Genomic DNA, 19145 nt, shown 5'->3' on the forward strand with positions numbered 1-19145 from the left:
GCCGTAACCCGCCCCCTGCACTTCGGCGCACGCCTCGGGTGGATTGCGATACCATGCCAGACATGATGCGGCTGTCTGCCGCACGGCAGGAGCGCGTATGTCACACCCCTTCGATACCCTCACCCCCGACCTGGTACTGGATGCCGTAGAAAGCACCGGGTTTCTCAGCGATGCCCGGGTATTGGCCCTCAACAGCTACGAGAACCGCGTCTATCAAGTCGGCATCGAAGACGCCGAGCCGTTGATCGTCAAGTTCTACCGGCCCGGTCGCTGGAGCAACGAGGCCATTCTCGAAGAGCACGCCTTCACCGCCGAGCTGGCCGATTGCGATGTACCTGTGGTCGCACCACTGGTCCACAACGGCGCCACCCTGTTCGAACACGCCGGCTTTCGTTTCACCCTGTTCCCACGACGTGGCGGGCGAGCGCCCGAGCCGGGCAATCTTGACCAGCTCTATCGCCTTGGCCAACTGCTGGGACGCTTGCATGCTGTAGGCGCAACCCGCCCATTCCAACACCGTGAAACCCTCGCGGTGGATAACTTCGGCCATGCTTCGCTCGCCACCTTGCTCGAAGGCAACTTCGTCCCCAAGAGCCTGCTGCCAGCCTATGAGTCCGTCGCCCGCGACCTGCTCAAGCGCGTCGAGGCCATCTATGCGCAAACGCCGCATACGCTCATCCGCCTGCACGGCGACTGCCACCCCGGCAACCTGATGTGCCGGGATGACGTGTTCCATATCGTCGACCTGGACGATTGCCGCATGGGGCCAGCCGTTCAAGACCTGTGGATGATGCTTGCTGGCAGCCGACAGGAGCGCCTGGGGCAACTGGCCGAGCTGATGGACGGCTACAACGAATTCCACGATTTCGATCCGAGGGAACTGGCCCTGATTGAACCGCTGCGCGCCCTGCGCCTGCTGCACTACAGCGCCTGGCTGGCACGTCGCTGGGATGACCCGGCCTTCCCCCGCAGTTTCCCCTGGTTCGGTCAGGAGCGTTACTGGGGCGACCAGATCCTCGCACTACGTGAACAACGGGCCGCACTGGATGAAGAACCGCTGAAATTGTTCTGACATCCGAAGCCGTCTGTCTACAATGGCAGCTGCTTTTAGTTAGCTGCCTAAGCAAGGAATCTGCATGCACGCCGCCAACCCGCGCCGCGGGTACATCCTGGGCCTGACCGCCTATATAATCTGGGGCCTGTTTCCCCTCTACTTCAAAGCCCTGCAGGCCGTTCCCGCAGTCGAAATCATTGTTCACCGGGTGCTCTGGTCAGCCTTGTTCGGCGCCCTGTTGCTACTGGTCTGGAAACACCCCGGCTGGTGGCGCGAGCTCCGCGAAAACCCTGGTCGGCTGGCGACCCTGGCCCTGAGTGGCGCGCTGATCGCCGGTAACTGGTTGACCTATGTCTGGGCCGTGAACAACGGTCGTATGCTCGAAGCCAGCCTGGGCTACTACATCAATCCGCTGGTCAACGTACTGCTGGGCATGCTTCTGCTGGGCGAACGCCTGCGTCGCCTGCAATGGCTCGCCGTGGGCCTTGCGGGACTGGGAGTGGCACAGCAGGTATGGCAGGTCGGCAGCCTGCCGTGGGTCTCGCTGACACTGGCATTGAGTTTCGGTTTCTACGGCCTGATCCGCAAAAGGGCACCTGTTGCGGCGCTGCCAGGGCTAGTGGTGGAAACCTGGATGCTGGTGCCGCTGGCCCTCGGCTGGCTGCTGCTCAACCCGCAAGCCAACAGTGCTCAGGCCAGCTTCTACAGCAGCAGCGAAGCGCTCTGGCTGATTGCCGCCGGGCCAGTCACGCTGGTACCACTGGTCTGCTTTAACGCCGCTGCGCGCCACCTGCCCTACACCACCTTGGGCTTCCTGCAGTACCTGGCGCCGACGCTGGTCCTGCTGCAGGCGGTGTGGTTGTTTGGTGAGCACCTGTCGAGCAGTACGCTGGTCGCGTTCATCTTCATTTGGACGGGCCTGGCGCTGTACAGCCTCGAAAGCTGGCTACGCCTGCGCAAAAACAACTGATCAAAAAATACACAAATCACTGCAGGCCACATAGCACGTGGCCTGTAGTAACCTCTCCCAAGGTTATCCACAAGCTGATCCCCGTGCTTTGTGAACAAGCCCTTGAATGTGCTCATTTTTTGCTCAAACCTCTGCACGCCCCAGCCAGCCTGGCGTTGCCATGAGGCTCCCCAGGTTATCCACAAGGGCATCCCCGGTAAAACGGGATAACTATTCTTCCGCTCGCAAGGTGAGTTCTACCATCAGGTCGTCTGCCAACGCTTCCAGGTGTTTCTGCAACTGTTCGAGCGACAAGGTCAACGGCAGCGCCAGCAGCGCTTCGGCGTAGAACAGTGGCTCACTGCTCATTGGCGCCGGTCTTACATCGGTGTTCAAGCGTTCGACGTTGATTCCCAGCTCGGCCAACAGACGCGTGATATCGCGAACGATGCCTGGCCGGTCATTGCCCACCAACTCCATCGCGATAGGCTTCCAGGTACAGGAAGGTTCGATGCCGCTTTCGGCGATCAGCACGCGAATACCCTGGCTGGCCAGCGCCTGCAGGGCTTCGACCAACTCATCATAAGACTCGGCCGGCACGGCCACGCGCAAAATCCCGGCAAACTGACCGGCCATCCGCGCCATGCGGCTCTCAAGCCAGTTGCCGTTATGCTCGGCAATGCACTCTGCGATGCGCTCCACCTGGCCCGCCTTGTCGGCGGCAATCACTGTCAATACGAGATGATTCACGCGGCAGCCCTCTGCGTTTAACGGTTCGATTCGCCCGAATTGCCAAGGCGCGGAGAAAGTATAGGCAAGGCGCGGCAACCTGCCGCAGTCGTCTGGAAAGACAAATCGTGTACCGTTTTAAGATTTATCTGGAACAATCTCTCTGTTTTTTGAGAACATGCTGTCTTCCAGCGTGACCCCATGCGACCAAACGGTCGCAGAACGACGTATTTAGTCTAATTTTCACAACCGCCGCGCATCATGTAGTATGCCGCAGCGCGGACTACATAACGTTGATTCGATGTCTGCCAAGGCGCCTGTGAAAATACGCAACCGCCCACCAGCACGCCTGGTTGGCGGCACCCAGCCGCCCTCCGGGCAAGTTCTGGTGCCGTGTTTAGAGAAGCGCTACAGGCTTTAAATAGAAGAGCTGAATAGCTGAGCAGAGTGAGGCAAGCAATGACTGAACACGTTCAAGTCGGTGGCCTTCAGGTCGCCAAAGTCCTGTTCGACTTCGTGAACAACGAAGCCATTCCTGGAACCGGCGTCAACGCCGAACAGTTCTGGGTGGGTGCGGAAAAGATCATCAACGACCTCGCTCCAAAGAACAAAGCCCTCCTGGCCAAACGTGACGACCTGCAGGCGAAGATTGACGCCTGGCACCAGGCACGCAAAGGCCAGGCACACGATGCTACGGCCTACAAAGCCTTCCTTCAGGAAATCGGCTATCTGCTGCCAGAAGCGGCAGATTTCCAGATCTCCACCGAAAACGTCGATGACGAAATCGCTCGCATGGCCGGCCCACAACTGGTGGTTCCGGTAATGAATGCGCGCTTTGCCCTGAACGCATCCAACGCCCGCTGGGGCTCGCTGTACGACGCCCTGTATGGCACCGACGCCATCAGCGAAGCTGGCGGCGCGGAAAAAGGCAAAGGCTACAACAAGGTCCGTGGCGACAAGGTCATTGCCTTCGCCCGCGCCTTCCTCGATGAATCCGCGCCACTGGCAGCCGGCTCCCATGTCGACTCCACCGCCTACCGTATCGAAGGCGGCAAACTGTTGGTCGCCCTCAAGGGTGGCAGCAACAGCGGCTTGCGTGATGACGCACAACTGATTGGCTTCCAGGGTGATGCGGCGAAACCGACCGCCATCCTGCTCAAGCACAACGGCCTGCACTTCGAGATCCAGATCGACGCCAGCACCCCTGTCGGCCAAACCGACGCTGCGGGCGTGAAGGACATTCTGGTCGAAGCCGCCCTGACCACCATCATGGACTGCGAAGACTCCGTCGCAGCAGTCGATGCCGATGACAAAGTGGTGATCTACCGCAACTGGCTCGGCCTGATGAAGGGCGACCTGTCTGAAAGCGTCAGCAAAGGCGGTCAAAGCTTCACCCGCACCATGAACCCGGACCGCGAGTACAGCACACCTGAAGGCGGTTCGTTGAGCCTGCACGGTCGTTCGCTGCTGTTTGTGCGCAACGTTGGTCACCTGATGACCATCGACGCCATTCTCGACAAAGACGGCAACGAAGTGCCTGAAGGCATCCTCGACGGCCTGATCACCAACCTGGCGGCGATGCACAACCTCAACGGCAACACCAGCCGCAGGAACAGCCGTACCGGTTCGGTGTACATCGTGAAACCGAAAATGCACGGTCCTGAAGAGGCCGCGTTTACCAATGAACTGTTCGGCCGTATCGAAGATGTTCTGGGCTTGAAGCGCAACACGCTGAAAGTCGGCATCATGGACGAAGAGCGCCGCACCACGGTCAACCTGAAGGCCTGCATCAAGGCTGCCAGCGAGCGTGTAGTGTTCATCAACACCGGCTTCCTCGACCGTACCGGTGACGAAATCCATACCTCCATGGAAGCGGGCGCCATGGTGCGCAAAGGCGCCATGAAAGCCGAGAAGTGGATTGGTGCCTACGAGAACTCCAACGTCGATATCGGTCTGGCCACTGGCCTGTCAGGTCGTGCACAGATCGGTAAAGGCATGTGGGCCATGCCGGACCTGATGGCTGGCATGCTTGAACAGAAGATCGCTCACCCGATGGCCGGTGCCAACACCGCCTGGGTGCCGTCGCCAACAGCCGCTGCACTGCACGCGCTGCATTATCACAAGGTCGACGTCTTCGCCCGCCAGGCGGAGCTGGCCAAGCGTACGCCGGCTTCGGTCGACGATATCCTGACCATCCCGCTGGCAACCCATACCAACTGGTCCGAAGAAGAGATCCGTAACGAGCTGGACAACAACGCCCAGGGCATCCTCGGCTATGTTGTGCGCTGGATCGACCAAGGCGTTGGCTGCTCGAAAGTGCCGGACATCAACGATGTCGGCCTGATGGAAGACCGCGCCACCCTGCGGATTTCCAGCCAACTGCTGGCCAACTGGTTGCGTCATGGCATTGTCAGCGAAGCCCAGGTCATGGAAAGCCTCAAACGCATGGCCCCAGTGGTCGACCGGCAGAATGCCAACGACCCGCTGTATCGCCCACTGGCACCAGACTTCGACAACAACATCGCGTTCCAGGCGGCAGTCGAACTGGTGGTAGAAGGCACCAAGCAGCCAAACGGCTACACCGAGCCGGTCCTGCACCGCCGTCGTCGCGAGTTCAAAGCGCGTAACGGCCTGTAATGCAATCGCCAGCAACACGGCCTTTCAACAGGCCCGTGTTGCTGGCGGCGGCACGCGTGGTTGCCCGTCAGCACATACCCAGTTCCCGCCGCACCAAGACCAGCAACGTCTCCATATCGATTGGCCTGAGCAGAAAGTCCACCACGCCCAGGTGCATCGCCGAAATCGCATCCTGCACCTCAGCCTCGCCCGCAATGATTACAACGGGCAAAGCCGCACGTTCCGACGCCCGAATCAATCGAATCAGTTCCAGGCCTTCCACCGGCGCCATATGCAGGCCGGTGATCAACAGACCTATCGTCCGGTCCGTCTGCAATCGCTCAAGTGCGGCATTACCGTTATCCAGCACCTGGCACTGGAAGCCATGCGCGCAAAGCTGCTCAGCCACATGGTTCGCGGCATCGCGCTGATCATCAACGATCAATACGCTGAGGACCGTCGCCACCGGAGCGTGCATGACCGCACTGAGCGCTTCACGCTCGGCATCGCTCAAAATGTTTTCATGATCGGTCATGGCCGCTCCGTGCGCTGTGAAATTGCCCACCTCATCAAGTTCAGACTGCATTACGACGCCTTGCAACCTGCCTTTCGTCGCTCAATGGATGACCGACAACCCACTCCTGACGCCAATCAGCCTGCCTACACCGCGCTTTTTAGACTTACGTCCAATGGGCACTGCCGTGCCTGCGACCGACCATGGAGGCAGACAAGAACAATCTTCGGCGCTGCGCCGCCGAGCCCAGAGATTTGGTCGAACACATGAGTAAAATGGACGCCTTCGCCCAAGCCGGCAAGACGGCAGTCATGCAGAACATTCAGGGAACCATGCAGTTTTTGCAACGTTTCCCTCCGTTCAACCAGATGGAGAACACCCATCTGGCCTTTCTGGTGGAACAGTGCCAGCTGCGTTTCTATGCTGCCGACGAAAGCATCATCAAGCCCGCTGACGGGCCGGTGGAGCATTTCTACATCGTCAAACAAGGCCGTGTGGTCGGCGAACGCCCACACACGGCCAAGCGCGGCACTGAAACCACCTTTGAAATCACCAGCGGTGAGTGCTTCCCACTGGCGGCACTGCTGGGTGAGCGAGCGACTCGCACTGAGCATCTGGCAGCCGAGGACACCTTCTGCCTGCGCCTGCCGAAAGCGGCGTTCATTCGCCTGTTCACCCTGTCCGACGTGTTCCGGGACTTCGCCCTGCGCGGTGTCAGCAGCCTGCTCGACCAGGTGAACCAGCAAGTTCAGCGCAAGGCCGTCGAAACCCTCGGCACCCAGTACTCGCTGAACACGCGCCTGGGTGAACTGGCGATGCGTCACCCAGTGGTCTGCGGCCCCGAAACAGCCCTGCGCGAAGCCGTCCGGCTGATGCATGAACAGCAGGTTGGCAGTATTGTCATCGTCGACCCGCAGCGCGCGCCCATTGGTATCTTCACCCTGCGCGACCTGCGTCAGGTAGTGGCCGACGCCAGCGCCGACTTTTCGGCGCCGATCGAACAACACATGACCCATGCGCCGTTCTTCCTCAGCCCCGAGGCCAGTGCCTTCGATGCGGCCATTGCGATGACCGAACGGCACATCGCCCATGTCTGCCTGGTGGAAGACAAACGCCTGTGCGGCGTGGTGTCCGAACGTGACCTGTTCTCCCTGCAGCGGGTAGACCTGGTACACCTGGCCCGTACCATTCGCAACGCTCCGCGCATCGAGAACCTGGTATCGATGCGCGGCGAGATCGGCCAACTGGTCGAACGCATGCTTGCCCACGGGGCATCCTCGACCCAGATCACCCAGATCATCACCCTGCTGAATGACCATACCGTCTGCCGGGTCATCGAACTGGCGATTCAGGACAAGGGCGATCCGGGCGTGCCGTTCAGTTGGCTGTGTTTTGGCAGCGAAGGACGACGCGAACAAACCCTGCATACCGATCAGGACAACGGCATTCTCTTTGAAGCACGCGATGCAGCTGACGCCGAAGAGATACGCAGCAAGCTGTTGCCACTGGCACTGCACATCAACCAAGGCCTGGCCCAGTGTGGTTTCACCCTGTGCAAAGGCAACATCATGGCCAGTAATCCGCAACTGTGCTTGTCGCGCGCCGAATGGGCCCGTCGCTTCGCCGCCTTCATTCGTGAGGCCACGCCGGAGAACCTGCTGGCCTCAAGCATCTACTTCGACCTTCGGGTGGTCTGGGGCGACGAGAGTGCCTGCGAGCAACTGCGTCAGGGCATTCTTGAGCAAGTGGCCGACAACCGTCTGTTCCAGCGCATGATGGCCGAAAATGCCTTGCGTCAGCGTCCACCGGTTGGCCGCTTCCGTGACTTCGTTCTGACTCGCCAGGGCGACGACAAGGCCGCGACGCTCGACCTCAAGGTCCAGGGCCTGACGCCGTTCGTCGACGGCGCACGCCTGCTGGCGCTGTCCAACGGCATTGGCGCCAACAACACCCTGGAGCGTCTGCGCCAACTGGTCACCAAGGATGTCATCGACCCACTGGACGGTGCAGCCTATGAAGAGGCCTACCACTTCATCCAGCAGACCCGGATGCAACAACACCAGTTGCAAACCCGGCATAACCTGCCCTACTCCAACCGCGTCGACCCAGACAGCCTGAACCATCTGGACCGACGCATCCTGCGTGAATCCCTGCGCCAGGCCCAACGCCTGCAAGCCAGCCTGACCCTGCGGTATCAGTTATGAGCCTGTTTGCCTGGCTGCGTCCCCGCCAGCCCCGTCTCAATGAACACCAAGCCCGACGCCTGGCGCAATTGCCTGGCGCGGTCGCACTGGACGAGCGCCCGTTAAACGCACAACGCTGGGTTGTTCTCGACCTGGAAACCAGCGGGCTGAACGTCAACCGTGACCAGGTGCTGTCCATTGGTGCGGTGGTCATTGAGGACGGCGCTATCGACTTAGGCCAACAGTTTGAGCGCACCCTGCACCGGCATGACCACAAGCTCAGCCCCAGCGTGCTGATCCACGGCCTTGGCCCAAGCGCCATTGCTGCCGGTTGCGACCCGGTCGAAGCCTTGCTCGACCTCATGGAGTTCATCGGCGAAAGCCCGATACTGGCGTTCCATGCGCCTTTTGATCAGCGCATGCTCAGCCGCGCCCTGAAAGACAGCCTGGGTTATCGCCTGCAACACCCCTTCATCGACGTGGCCGAACTGGCTCCCCAGCTCAACCCCAACGCCACCTTGCGTGAAGCTGGGCTCGACGACTGGACCTATTACTTCGGCCTTGAAGCCAGCGAGCGCCACCATGCCAGCGCTGACGCCCTGGTCACTGCCGAACTGGCACTGATCCTGTTCAGCCAGGCCAAACGGCAACACATCGACAGCCCCTTGGCACTTGAACAGCGGTTAAGCGGCTGGCGTCGGCGCCAGCAGCAGCGTCAGCTCTTCTAAGCGAGCACGCTGACGCTCAGACAAGCGTTGGCAGTTCTCGATCCAGCCGCTGGTACAGGGCGCTGCCCGTTGGCCAGTTGCGCAGCAAACGCGCACGGTCGCGGGCAAATGCCGGTGCGAAGCTGAGCTGGGTGGCATGGTGGCTCATCGCATCAAGGTCAATCAGCGCCCAGTTGCCATCCTGCCAGAACAGATTATGCCCCTTGAGGTCACCGTGGCTGATGCGCTCGTGGATCAAGCGCTCCAGCAGGTGCTGCAAGGCATGCAACTGCTCCTGAGGCACGTCGCCGCTTTCGACATACGGCGCAAAGCACTCGACCAGATCAGGACCACCGAGGTACTCGGTCACCAGGTACGCACGGCCACGCAAGCCACAGGTGCGCCGCTCCAGTACCGCTAGCGGCTTTGGCGTGGCGATATCCAGAAACGCCAGGCGATGCCCTTCGATCCACGAATGCCAGGCTCGGCTAGGGCGCCAGAAGCGCTTGAGCCAGTGTGTGGCATTCTTGATGTTGTAGCGTTTGATCACCAGACGGCGACCATCGACCTCAACCCGCGCGACGCTGGCTGCCCCGCCGGTCTTGTACATATGCCCCTGCTCGATCAACGTATCGGCCTGCTCCAGCACGGCACTCATCGCGGCCAACTCATCGCGGCGAATTGCCCTCAGCCCGGAAAGCCCACGTTCGACGCTGAACAGCGTGCATTCACGGCCCGCCTTGTCCAGGTAGTCCTTCAGGCGCCAGGCACGCACCTTGTCGATCTGCTTCTGCAGCGCTTCCAGCACCAGCGCATGCTCGCCGTTAGCCAACAGGTAATGCACCAGCAACTCTTCGATGTAGGGTTCAAGGCGCTTGGGCAGTTGCGCAAACAACACCCCAAGGTTCTGCTGCACCTGATCACGCGACAGCGGCTGCCCTGGGGTTTCGGCCTTGATGCCGGCGCCATCGATCAGGTACAGCTGACCGTTATGGCGCAGCAGGTTGTCCAGGTGCAGGTCTTCCTGCCAGAGGCCCTTGGCATGCATCTGCGCCACGGCAGCCAATGCATCACCGAGCACGTGTTGTTGTTCATCGGCCAACAACGGCAGGTTTTCCACCTCGGCCCACGCATCGGCCAGGCTGGTAGCGCCTTCAAGAAACTCGAACAGCAACCAGCCACCTTCGCCCTCGCGCAGGCCATCGGCCAATAGCTGTGGCGTGGTCAGCCCTTGCCCGGCAAGCAAGCGCACGCCTTCCAGCTCACGCTGAAAGTGCCGTGCAGCGCTGCTGCCCACCAACAGCTTGGCCAGCACGGGCTTACCACGCCAGACTCCGGCACCGACATAGCGCTGCCCAGGCAGCACCCTCAACAGCGTCAGCAGTTGCAAATCGGCAGCACCGGCCGCATCGGCCAGGGAAATGCTCAGTGGCAGCGTCGGGCTGCGTCCGGCGCTCTTGAGTTCAGACAATTGCATCAGCGGGCCTCTTTATTACTGCGGCGGCGCATCAGGCGCTGCAACCAATTATCGACCAAGACGCTGTCCGCAGCCTGCTCCAGATAAGCGGCCAGCAACGCGCGCACATCGCCATCACTCCAGGACCGGGCACGCCGAAACAGCGGCTCCAGGTCTTTCAGGCGGTCACGCATGCCAAACAACAGCGGTCGTGTTTTCTCCAGATCGATCAGTTGCGCCTGCCAGGCCTCGCGGCGTTCACGCAGGAAAATATGCTTGGGATAGAAGCAGCCGTGCACCTGACCGGCACGGTGTAACGTACGCGCCAATAGGCCACAGGCCTGAAGAATGGCATGACGCTTCGACACCTGCAGTTGCGGCCATTGTGCCAGCAGGCTTTCCAGGTCGCTCCAGTCATCCAGTGCGCGGGTCATCAGGATCGCACGGCGCTCACCCTCGATACGCCGCTCACCATAATAAACCGCCTGTAACGCCGGAATGTGCAGGGTCTGGTAACGGCTGATGTTACGAAACTCGCGGGCAAAGGTCGGCTCACCGAGCGGCCGGTGCAGCGTGCGGGTCAAGTAATTGCTCTGACGCTTGAGGTAGTAGCCCTTGCCCTCCAGCTCCAGGCGATAAACGCTGCTCCAGCCGCCACGCCCGGTGTTGGGTTCATCGACCGCATCGAGCTGCAACGCCCAGAGCTGGTCGAAGGTGTTCAGGCCATGGCGGTCGAGCAATGCCGACTCGGCGCTGGCCAGAAAATCGCTCATTCGCGCCCCTCAAAAAACCTTACAACATGCCGAATGCGCCGCTTGTCTGCCGCATTCAGCCGTTTGCACCCACGGTACTGCAGGTAGAAACGCAGCCGTTGGGTCGCAGACAATTGATACTTGGCCACTTTGTCCAGGCATGCCAAATCCTTTGTAATCCGGTAGCGCAACATGAAGCCCCACCAGAAATCACCCGTCGGGCAGTCGATCAGGAACAACGTACCCTGATCGTCGACCAGCAGGTTGCGCCACTTCAAGTCATTGTGGGTAAAGCGCTGGTCATGCATGCAGCGGGTATGCCGCGCCAGTTGCCGACTCAGGTGGTCAACCCAGGCGCGGTCACGCAAGCGAGGATCACCGCGCTCGGCCAGCACAGACAGGTCTTCGGTATGCGGCAACTCACGGGTAATCATTGCCCCGCGACTGAAACTCAGGCCATTACGCTCCAGGCCCCAGGCGATCACTTCGGCAGTAGGAATGTTCCATTTGGCAAACAGCCGGAGGTTCTGCCATTCCGCTTTGATCCGTGGTCGCCCGAGGTAGCGGCGCAAGCCTTTGCCAGCACCGACATAGCGTTTGACGTAGTAGTTGATACCGTCGCGCTGAACCCGGATCACCTCACTCAACAGGTCATGAGTCAAACGCTCACCCTGAAGTGCGAAGACCGCCTCGATACTGCCAAAATCGGCTGCAAGTGCCGCATAGGCAGGGTCAAGTGTCCAACCCGCCATCAGAGCGCATCCCCATACCGTTGTTTGCGCGCATAGAGCTTCTGGGCCTTGCCCTCCAGCCAGCGCAGCAAGGCTGCTTCTTCAGCCAGGACCTGACGCAACGGCTGCTGGAAGTAGCCGCGCAGGAAACGCAACTTGTCGCGCGGGGTCAGGCCAATATCCAGTGCGGAGAAGTACAGGGCCGCCAGGTCTTTGTCGCGCCAGCGCCGGGAGATCTGCGCACGGGTTTGGGCGCGGTGCAGGTCGATCACCGAAAGCTTGAAGTCGTCCGCCGTCACTGGACGGTCGGTATGCAGCAGGAAGTGACAGATGTAACAGTCACGGTGATTGACCCCCGCGCGGTGCATGGTTCCGGTCATGCGTGCCACTTCGGCAATCAACGCCCTTTTCAGACGCGGCGCGGGTGGCTGCTGGACCCAGTTCAGGCTGAAATCTTCCAGGCTGACAGTGGGTGCCAGTTCCTCGGTCACGATGAACGAGTGCTGGGTCGCCGGGTTGCTGCCGCGCTCACCGTAGGCGACCGCGGTCATGGTCGGTACGCCTGCCTGATGCAAGCGCTCGATGGCGCGCCATTCCTGGCCGGCACCAAGCACCGGCAGCTTGGCGGTGAACAGGTTCTTGAAGATCTCACCCCAGCCAATGCCACGGTGAATCTTGACGAAATACCCCCGCCCCTCGACCTCGGTGCGCAGGGTACGGCGGCCTTCCAGCTCGCGGTACACCTGACCTTGCAGGGCTTCAACAGCCTCGAAGGCATCACACCCGGCCCACAGGCGCTTGAAGGGTTCAGCCAGTTTCAGTTTCATGCGCGCTCCTGCGCCAGAATCACATCGGCGGCATGCTGCGGCATGCTGTACAGGTCGGCGCTGTCGGCAAACGCCAGGCCATTACGCGCCCAAGCGGCCCGAGCGCTGCTGTCTTCGAGCATGCGCTGCAGGTACTGATTGAGTTGTTCCTGCTCGAATGGCTCATCGAGCACCAGGCCGCTGTCGGCCTCGGCAATGTAGTGGGCATAACCGCAGACCGCCGAGACCAACACCGGCAGGCCGGCCACCAGGGCTTCCAGCAACACCGTCCCGGTGTTCTCGTTGTAAGCCGGGTGAATCAGCAGGTCGGCCCCAAGCAGAAAGCGCGGAATATCGCTGCGCCCCTTGAGAAACTGCACGTGATCGCCCAGCCCCAGCGCAGTGCTCTGCAGCTGGAAGACCTTGGGGTCGTCCTGACCGATGACCATCAGTCGAGTACGTTTGCGTAACTCAGAAGGCAGCGCCGCCAAGGCTTTCAGGCTGCGGTCAACGCCTTTGGTCTTGAACCCCGAGCCGATCTGGACCAGCAACAGGTCATCATCGGACAACGCGAATTCACGGCGAAACGCCGCACGAACTTCAGCCGCATTGGCCGGTGCCCGACGGTCCTGGGAGATGCCGGGTGGCAGCAAGTGGAAACGTTGCAGCGGCGTGCCGTAGTGCTTGATGAACAGCGGCTGCTGCACTTCGGAGATCATCAGGACTTCGGTCTTGGACTCTGGTGCGAACACCGCCCGCTCATACTCGGCGAAGTGCCGGTAGCGTCCCCAGCGCCGGTACAGCGAGTTACGCAAGGTCTGCGCCTTGTCCTCGAAGCACCCATCAGCCGCATAGTAAACGTCCAGGCCAGGCATCTTGTTGAAACCGATCAACCGATCGACTGGGCGTTTGGCCAGGTCGGCGGCCATCCAGGCACTGAGCTTTTCATTACGCCGGTGATTGAACAGCGCCTTGACCGGCGCCACCAATACTTCAAAGCCTGGCGGCACATCGCCTTCCCAGATCAACGTATAGACACGAATCTGGTGCCCGCGCCGCTGGCACTCCAACGCAATACGCATGAAGTCGCGCTGCAGACCACCGAAGGGGAAATACTTGTAGAGCACAAAAGCCAGTTGCATCAACGAACATCCTCAGCCAGCAGCAGCGCGCTCAGTCGGCCCGCTACGTGCTCGGGATTCAAGCGAGTGAAGCACAGCGGCCACTCGCGTTTGAGATCGAACCGACGCTGATCCTCTGCGCTCGGTTTGTAGGTGCATTTCTTCTGCAGGCACGGCGCACAGGGGAAATTGCTGCCCAGGTGTATCTGCGCCTTGCCATAGGCACCGGTCAGCCCGGGGTTGGTTGGTCCGAACAACGACAGGGTGGGCACATCCAGCGCTGCGGCCAGGTGACCAAGCCCAGTGTCGACCGCCACACAGGCCTTGGCCGAAGCCAGCACCCGGGCGACACCGGCAAGATTCAATTTCGGCAAGACCTTGGCATTGGCCAGTCCTTGGGCAATACGCTCGGCGCGCGCGCGCTCAGCCGGGTTACCCCACGGCAGACGTACCTCGACACGCAAGCGGCCCATACGCTCGGCCAACTCACGCCAGTAGGCTTCAGGCCAGTGCTTGGTGTCCCAGGTGGTGCCATGGAGAAACACCACGAACGGTGCGGCCGGGCCTTCCTGCAAACGCGAGCGGTCCAGGCCGTAATCACCTAGCCCGGAAGGCAGGTCGTACCCCAGCGACAGGGCGAACAACTGACGCACCCGCTCCACCGCGTGCTGGCCGTTGGCAACCGACAGTCGGCGGTCATAAAACCGGCTCGACAGGCCTTCACGTGCCGAATAGCGGTCAAGTCCGGCCACCGGCGCCTTGACGTAACGGGTCAACCAGGCGCTCTTGACCAGGCCTTGGGCATCGATCACCAGGTCGTACTGGCGCTCACGCAGACGCTGCTTGAACTGGCGCCATTCGCCGTTCTTGAAGGTCTGCCAGAGGTTCTTGCGCCAACGGCGGATGGCCACCGGAATGACCTTGTCCACCGCAGGGTGCCAGCTGGGGATCTCCGCGAACCCCTCTTCGACCACCCAGTCGAAGCGGATGCCGGGAATCGCCCGGGAAGCATCGGTCAGCGCTGGCAGCGCGTGAATCACGTCACCCAGCGAGGACGTCTTGATCAGCAATACCCGCACTTAGTCGACCTCGGCCATGACATCGATCAGCGTTGGACCGTTCAGCCGCTGCAGCGCGGCAGCCACGGCCTCCGGCTCCAGCTGGCGCAGGCAGTTGTAATGGCCAAAGCGGCAGGTACGCTCGAAACACGGGCTGCACTCCAGGCCCAGGCGAACAATTTCCACCTGGTCGGCCAACGGCGGAGTGAAGCCCGGCGAGGTCGAACCATAAACCGCCACCAGCGGACGGTTCAGGGCCGCAGCCACATGCATCAGGCCAGAGTCGTTGGACACCACGGCGTCACTGCAGGACAGCAGGTCGATCGCCTCGGCCAAGGAGGTTTCGCCACTGAGGTTGGTCGACTCTTCGCGCAGCCCAGGGATCAGCCGCTCACGGATTGACTCGCCCACGGCATGGTCGTTCTTCGAGCCAAACAGCCATACCTGCCAGCCTTCACGGATCTTGATCTCGGCGACCTTGGCGTAATGCTCGGACGGCCAACGCTTGGCCTCACCGAACTCGGCGCCTGGGCACAACGCCAATACCGGGCGATCCAGTGCCAGGCCGAATTTGGCCAAGGCGGCATCACGGCTTTCGGCCTCGATGCGCAGGTTCGGACGCGGGTATGGCGTGGGCAACTCGGCGCCAGCCGGGTACGCCAGGGCCATGAAGCGCTCGATCATCAATGGATAACGCGCCTTGTCGAGCGTGCGCACGTCATTGAGCAGGCCATAGCGAAACTCGCCACGCCAGCCCGTACGCCGAGCGATCCCGGCAAAGAACGGCACCAGCGCCGACTTCATCGAATTGGGCAGCAGGATCGCCTGATCGTACTCGCCCACCAGGGACTTGCCGATGCGTCGACGGGTCGCCAACTCCAGCGCGCCGTGGCCAAGCGGAAAGCTCAAGGCCTTGCGCACTTCAGGCATGCGCTCAAGGATCGGCCGGCTCCACTCAGGTGCCAGCACATCGATCACACACTCGGGGTGATGCTGCTTCAGGCAATGGAACAGGGTCTGTGCCATTACCATATCGCCCACCCAGCTGGGCCCAATGATCAAAATTCTCATGCTTTATCCAGAAACGATCAGGGAGGCTGCAGCCTGTTCATCAACAGCCTGGCCTCCCCTCTTTATAATCAGGCTTGATCCGACCAGTGTACGCCATGTGGTCGCAGCAGGCCTTCCATCGCCTGAATCAACGGCTCGAACCCCTCACTTCAGACCCAGCTCAGCCCAGATACGTCGCACCTCGCGACGCTCGCTGACGAACTGCCCCGCATCGATGACCCCGGCCTGTTTCTGCAAGGCCTGGCGATGCGCAGCCGAGCGGAATGCCTTATAGACCTCACGCAGCAGCACGGCATCGCTGACCGGCATCAATCCAGCCTCCTCAAGCCCTTCGAGGATACGGATGTTATCGGTGTAGCGGAGCAAGGCCGGATGCTTGTCAGACCAGGCCAAAGCGGCGTATTGCACCATAAATTCGATATCGACGATACCACCGGCGTCCTGCTTGATATCGAAGGGCACGCCGGTTTCATAGGCATTGGTCGCCGTACCGGCGGCTGTCGCCTTGGTCCCCAGGTTGTCGCGCATCTTGGCGCGCATCTCACTGACCTCGGTCTGCAGTTTCTCCAGGTCACGGTGCTGACCAAGGATCCGGGCACGTACGGCCTCAAATGCTGCGCCGACCTGCGGGCACCCGACCAACACACGGGCACGTACCAGCGCCTGATGCTCCCAGGTCCAGGCCTCATTCTGCTGATAACGCTCGAACGCACCCAGTGAACTGACCAGCAACCCCGAAGCGCCGGACGGACGCAGGCGCATGTCGACATCGTACAACTGACCAGAGTTGGTCTGCGTGGTCAGCAGGTGAATGATCCGCTGCCCCAGACGCGTGAAAAACTGCGCGCTGTCGATCGGCTTGGCACCATCGGTCTCCGCCTGCGGGTCACCGTCATGAATAAACACCAGGTCCAGGTCCGAGCCATGACCCAGCTCGATACCGCCCACCTTGCCGTAACCCACAATAATGAAGCCCGGGTCGCACAGGCTGCCGTCGCTACGCTTGGGCTGGCCATGCCGGGCCACCGTCTGGCGCCAAGCCAAGGCCAGTACCTGATCGAGGATCGCTTCAGCCAACCAGGTCAGGTAGTCACTGACCTTCATCAGCGGCAGGTTGCCGGCAATTTCCGACGCGGCAACACGCAGACTGTGCGCCAGCTTGAAGTGCCGCAGCGCCTCCATCTGCTGCTCCAGATCGTCTTCGGGAATACGCGTCAGCCGCTCGCGCAGCTCGGCCGCCAGCTCCGGCGCGTGGGGCGGGCTGAACAGGCGACCTTCGTTAAGCAATTCATCAAGCAGCAGCGGGAAGCGCGCAATCTGCTCGGCAATCCAGGGACTGGCGGCGCAGAGGGTCAACAAGCGCCGCAAGGCACCCGGGTTTTCCGTCAGCAGAACCAGATAGGCGGAACGCCGGGCTACCGCCTCGACCAGCGGCAGTACCCGCTCCAGTACCAGATCAGGATTGGCATGCTCCACCGCTTGAGCCAGCAGGCGTGGAATAAAGGCATCAAGACGCTCACGACCGAGGCGTTGCATGGCGCGCAACTGCGGGCTGGCGCGCAGCCCGGCCAGTTGTTTCAGCGCCTTGGGCCCGTCAACAAACCCAGCATCCTGCAACTGGCGGCACGCGGCCTCTTCATCCTGAACCTCTTCCCACAACGGCAGCCATTCACCACCGACAACCTCTTCACCGGCTTCGCTGTCTTCGTCAGGGTCGGCAATGACCTGGCGGAAATGCCAGTCGATTCGCCCACGCCAGTACATCAACTGTTCATGGAAGGCTGCCCAGTCGGCAAAACCAAGCATGAAGGCGATACGCACACGGTCCTGCTCGCTGTCAGGCAGCATTTGAGTCTGGCGGTCGGCAATCGCCTGAATGGCATGCTCGGTGTAGCGCAGAAACTCATAACCCTCACGTAGCTCAGCGACCACCGCCGGCGGCAGATAACCCTGCCCTTCGAGCGTCGCGAGCACTTTGAGCAACGGCCGTTGCTGCAGGCTCAGGTCGCGCCCGCCGTGAATCAACTGGAATGCCTGGGCGATAAACTCCACCTCGCGGATACCGCCGGCCCCCAGTTTTATATTGTCGGCCATCCCTTTGCGCCGAACTTCCTGCTGGATCAACTGCTTCATGGTGCGCAGCGCTTCGATCGCCGAGAAGTCCAGATAGCGCCGGTAAACGAACGGTCGCAGCATTTCCTGCAACTGCGCGCCAGTGGTCTGATCGCCAGCCACTACCCGCGCCTTGATCATCGCGTAGCGTTCCCAGTCGCGCCCCTGGTCCTGGTAGTACTGCTCAAGGGCATTGAAGCTGAGCACCAGCGCGCCAGCCGAGCCATAAGGGCGTAAACGCATGTCGACGCGGAACACGAAGCCATCGACGGTGACCGGGTCCAACGCCTTGATCAGACGCTGGCCAAGGCGGGTAAAGAACTCCTGGTTGTCCAGGGAACGCTTGACCCCCTCGGTTTCCCCACCTTCCGGGTAGGCGAAGATCAGGTCAATGTCCGAGGACAGGTTCAGCTCGACCGCACCGAGCTTGCCCATGCCAAGGACCACCATGTGCTGCGGTTCGCCGCTGCGGTGGCCCATGGGGGTACCGAACTGTTGGCACTGGCGCGGGTACAGCCATTGATAGGCCTGATCGATAGCCGCGTCGGCCAGGTCGGAAAGGTCGCGGCAGGTTTGTACCAGATCCGCCTGGCGATTCAGGTCGCGCCAGATTATCCGCACCTGCTGGCGCGTGCGCTGACGACGCAGGTTGCGCGCCAATTCGTCTTCGGTCGTAGCCGCCTGGGCGACGGCAGCCACCTGCGCGCACAGCTCGCCAGCGGCGAACGGGCGGTCCAGCTCGCCACTGGCCAGCAGGTCCAGGAGCATCTGTGGGTCACGCAGCGACTGCTGCAGTACGAAGTCACTGGCCGCACAGACCCGGTCGAACTGCTGCCAGCGCTCGGCGCTCCAGTCGTCCAGTTGCAGGCAAGCGTCTGCGACAGCACTGCGCAATGACTGTTTATTGCGCTCGACCAGCGGCGCGAGGGTGGCGGGAAACTCGGCCAGCGGAGGCAAGCTCATGGTCTATCCTTGATCGGCGTGAAAAGAGGGAGGGCTGCGAGGCAGGTAAAACACGACCTCGGGCAGACTGTCGTACAAAAGTTATAAATAGCTGAAAAAGTCGATTTCTTGGTAGAAAACATCACGGCGACCCCTTTGGTGACGGAGCTTTTACCACCCATATCGATTTTTCCCACAACCCGAGCAGAGGCCACGAGCCATTTTCATGTAGTTTTACTACTGTCATTTCGCCTCAAAAGCATGAAATGCCGATTGATTTGTAGTAAAACTACACAGCGCCGGGACCCACTCCGGTAATCCAAGAATTCATGTCGCCTGCCCAC

15 protein-coding genes are annotated in these 19145 nt (G+C 61.1%); 5 read left to right on the forward strand and 10 right to left on the reverse strand.

Going from position 1 to position 19145, the window contains the following annotated elements:
• Positions 1–97 precede the first annotated feature (97 nt).
• Both IE038_RS17765 and rarD read left to right on the forward strand, forming a co-directional pair.
• A complete protein-coding gene (locus tag IE038_RS17765; protein WP_163936537.1) occupies positions 98–1072 on the forward strand; it encodes a serine/threonine protein kinase in 975 nt (324 codons plus the stop codon).
• 64 nt (positions 1073–1136) lie between these two features.
• Positions 1137–2024 (forward strand): EamA family transporter RarD, encoded by an 888-nt coding sequence (gene rarD, locus IE038_RS17770; protein WP_163936534.1) that lies wholly within the window; start codon positions 1137–1139, stop codon positions 2022–2024.
• A gap of 210 nt (positions 2025–2234) precedes the next feature.
• On the opposite strand, the gene IE038_RS17775 is transcribed toward rarD, so the two are convergent.
• On the reverse strand, positions 2235–2753 hold the full coding sequence (locus IE038_RS17775) for a glycine cleavage system transcriptional repressor (RefSeq protein WP_163936531.1): 519 nt from the start codon (positions 2751–2753) through the stop codon (positions 2235–2237).
• A 438-nt stretch (positions 2754–3191) separates the two neighbouring features.
• Here IE038_RS17775 and IE038_RS17780 point away from each other — a divergent pair, with 438 nt between their 5' ends.
• The gene (locus IE038_RS17780; protein WP_163936528.1) at positions 3192–5369 is read left to right on the forward strand and encodes a malate synthase G; all 2178 of its coding nucleotides are present in this window, start codon (positions 3192–3194) and stop codon (positions 5367–5369) included.
• A 67-nt stretch (positions 5370–5436) separates the two neighbouring features.
• On the opposite strand, the gene IE038_RS17785 is transcribed toward IE038_RS17780, so the two are convergent.
• Entirely contained in the window at positions 5437–5883 is a 447-nt protein-coding gene (locus IE038_RS17785) for a response regulator (RefSeq protein WP_163936526.1), read from the reverse strand.
• Between the two features lie 245 nt (positions 5884–6128).
• Here IE038_RS17785 and IE038_RS17790 point away from each other — a divergent pair, with 245 nt between their 5' ends.
• Both IE038_RS17790 and IE038_RS17795 read left to right on the forward strand, forming a co-directional pair.
• Positions 6129–8066 (forward strand): DUF294 nucleotidyltransferase-like domain-containing protein, encoded by a 1938-nt coding sequence (locus tag IE038_RS17790; protein ID WP_163936521.1) that lies wholly within the window; start codon positions 6129–6131, stop codon positions 8064–8066.
• A complete protein-coding gene (locus IE038_RS17795) occupies positions 8063–8773 on the forward strand; it encodes a 3'-5' exonuclease (RefSeq protein ID WP_163936519.1) in 711 nt (236 codons plus the stop codon). The genes IE038_RS17790 and IE038_RS17795 overlap by 4 nt, the downstream gene beginning before the upstream one ends.
• Before the next feature lie 16 nt (positions 8774–8789).
• Here IE038_RS17795 and IE038_RS17800 read toward each other — a convergent pair whose 3' ends face one another.
• From IE038_RS17800 to glnE, 8 genes are all read right to left on the reverse strand, one after another.
• Positions 8790–10229 (reverse strand): lipopolysaccharide kinase InaA family protein, encoded by a 1440-nt coding sequence (locus IE038_RS17800; protein ID WP_189396026.1) that lies wholly within the window; start codon positions 10227–10229, stop codon positions 8790–8792.
• On the reverse strand, positions 10229–10981 hold the full coding sequence (locus tag IE038_RS17805; RefSeq protein WP_163936516.1) for a lipopolysaccharide kinase InaA family protein: 753 nt from the start codon (positions 10979–10981) through the stop codon (positions 10229–10231). The genes IE038_RS17800 and IE038_RS17805 overlap by 1 nt, the downstream gene beginning before the upstream one ends.
• A complete protein-coding gene (locus IE038_RS17810) occupies positions 10978–11712 on the reverse strand; it encodes a lipopolysaccharide kinase InaA family protein (protein ID WP_163936512.1) in 735 nt (244 codons plus the stop codon). The genes IE038_RS17805 and IE038_RS17810 overlap by 4 nt, the downstream gene beginning before the upstream one ends.
• Positions 11712–12518, reverse strand: coding sequence for a lipopolysaccharide core heptose(I) kinase RfaP (rfaP, locus tag IE038_RS17815; protein ID WP_163936509.1), 807 nt, complete (start codon positions 12516–12518; stop codon positions 11712–11714). The genes IE038_RS17810 and rfaP overlap by 1 nt, the downstream gene beginning before the upstream one ends.
• On the reverse strand, positions 12515–13639 hold the full coding sequence (locus IE038_RS17820) for a glycosyltransferase family 4 protein (protein ID WP_163936506.1): 1125 nt from the start codon (positions 13637–13639) through the stop codon (positions 12515–12517). The genes rfaP and IE038_RS17820 overlap by 4 nt, the downstream gene beginning before the upstream one ends.
• Complete coding sequence (gene waaC / locus IE038_RS17825; RefSeq protein WP_163936502.1) at positions 13639–14697, reverse strand: lipopolysaccharide heptosyltransferase I; 1059 nt, start codon at positions 14695–14697, stop codon at positions 13639–13641. The genes IE038_RS17820 and waaC overlap by 1 nt, the downstream gene beginning before the upstream one ends.
• Complete coding sequence (gene waaF / locus IE038_RS17830) at positions 14698–15747, reverse strand: lipopolysaccharide heptosyltransferase II (RefSeq protein WP_189396027.1); 1050 nt, start codon at positions 15745–15747, stop codon at positions 14698–14700.
• A gap of 144 nt (positions 15748–15891) precedes the next feature.
• Positions 15892–18822, reverse strand: a complete 2931-nt coding sequence (gene glnE / locus IE038_RS17835) for a bifunctional [glutamate--ammonia ligase]-adenylyl-L-tyrosine phosphorylase/[glutamate--ammonia-ligase] adenylyltransferase (RefSeq protein ID WP_189396028.1) — start codon at positions 18820–18822, stop codon at positions 15892–15894.
• Between the last annotated feature and the right edge of the window lie 323 nt (positions 18823–19145).

Source organism: Pseudomonas laurentiana (genome assembly GCF_014648275.1).
GTDB lineage: Bacteria > Pseudomonadota > Gammaproteobacteria > Pseudomonadales > Pseudomonadaceae > Aquipseudomonas > Aquipseudomonas laurentiana.

Bases quoted from the DNA above. Each gene is read 5' to 3' on its own strand.
- IE038_RS17765 (WP_163936537.1), top strand. From the start codon at position 98: ATGTCACACCCCTTCGATACCCTCACCCCCGACCTGGTACTGGATGCC.
- rarD (WP_163936534.1), top strand. From the start codon at position 1,137: ATGCACGCCGCCAACCCGCGCCGCGGGTACATCCTGGGCCTGACCGCC.
- IE038_RS17780 (WP_163936528.1), top strand. From the start codon at position 3,192: ATGACTGAACACGTTCAAGTCGGTGGCCTTCAGGTCGCCAAAGTCCTG.
- IE038_RS17785 (WP_163936526.1), bottom strand. From the start codon at position 5,883: ATGACCGATCATGAAAACATTTTGAGCGATGCCGAGCGTGAAGCGCTC.
- IE038_RS17790 (WP_163936521.1), top strand. From the start codon at position 6,129: ATGAGTAAAATGGACGCCTTCGCCCAAGCCGGCAAGACGGCAGTCATG.
- IE038_RS17795 (WP_163936519.1), top strand. From the start codon at position 8,063: ATGAGCCTGTTTGCCTGGCTGCGTCCCCGCCAGCCCCGTCTCAATGAA.
- IE038_RS17800 (WP_189396026.1), bottom strand. From the start codon at position 10,229: ATGCAATTGTCTGAACTCAAGAGCGCCGGACGCAGCCCGACGCTGCCA.
- IE038_RS17805 (WP_163936516.1), bottom strand. From the start codon at position 10,981: ATGAGCGATTTTCTGGCCAGCGCCGAGTCGGCATTGCTCGACCGCCAT.
- IE038_RS17810 (WP_163936512.1), bottom strand. From the start codon at position 11,712: ATGGCGGGTTGGACACTTGACCCTGCCTATGCGGCACTTGCAGCCGAT.
- rfaP (WP_163936509.1), bottom strand. From the start codon at position 12,518: ATGAAACTGAAACTGGCTGAACCCTTCAAGCGCCTGTGGGCCGGGTGT.
- IE038_RS17820 (WP_163936506.1), bottom strand. From the start codon at position 13,639: ATGCAACTGGCTTTTGTGCTCTACAAGTATTTCCCCTTCGGTGGTCTG.
- waaF (WP_189396027.1), bottom strand. From the start codon at position 15,747: ATGAGAATTTTGATCATTGGGCCCAGCTGGGTGGGCGATATGGTAATG.
- glnE (WP_189396028.1), bottom strand. From the start codon at position 18,822: ATGAGCTTGCCTCCGCTGGCCGAGTTTCCCGCCACCCTCGCGCCGCTG.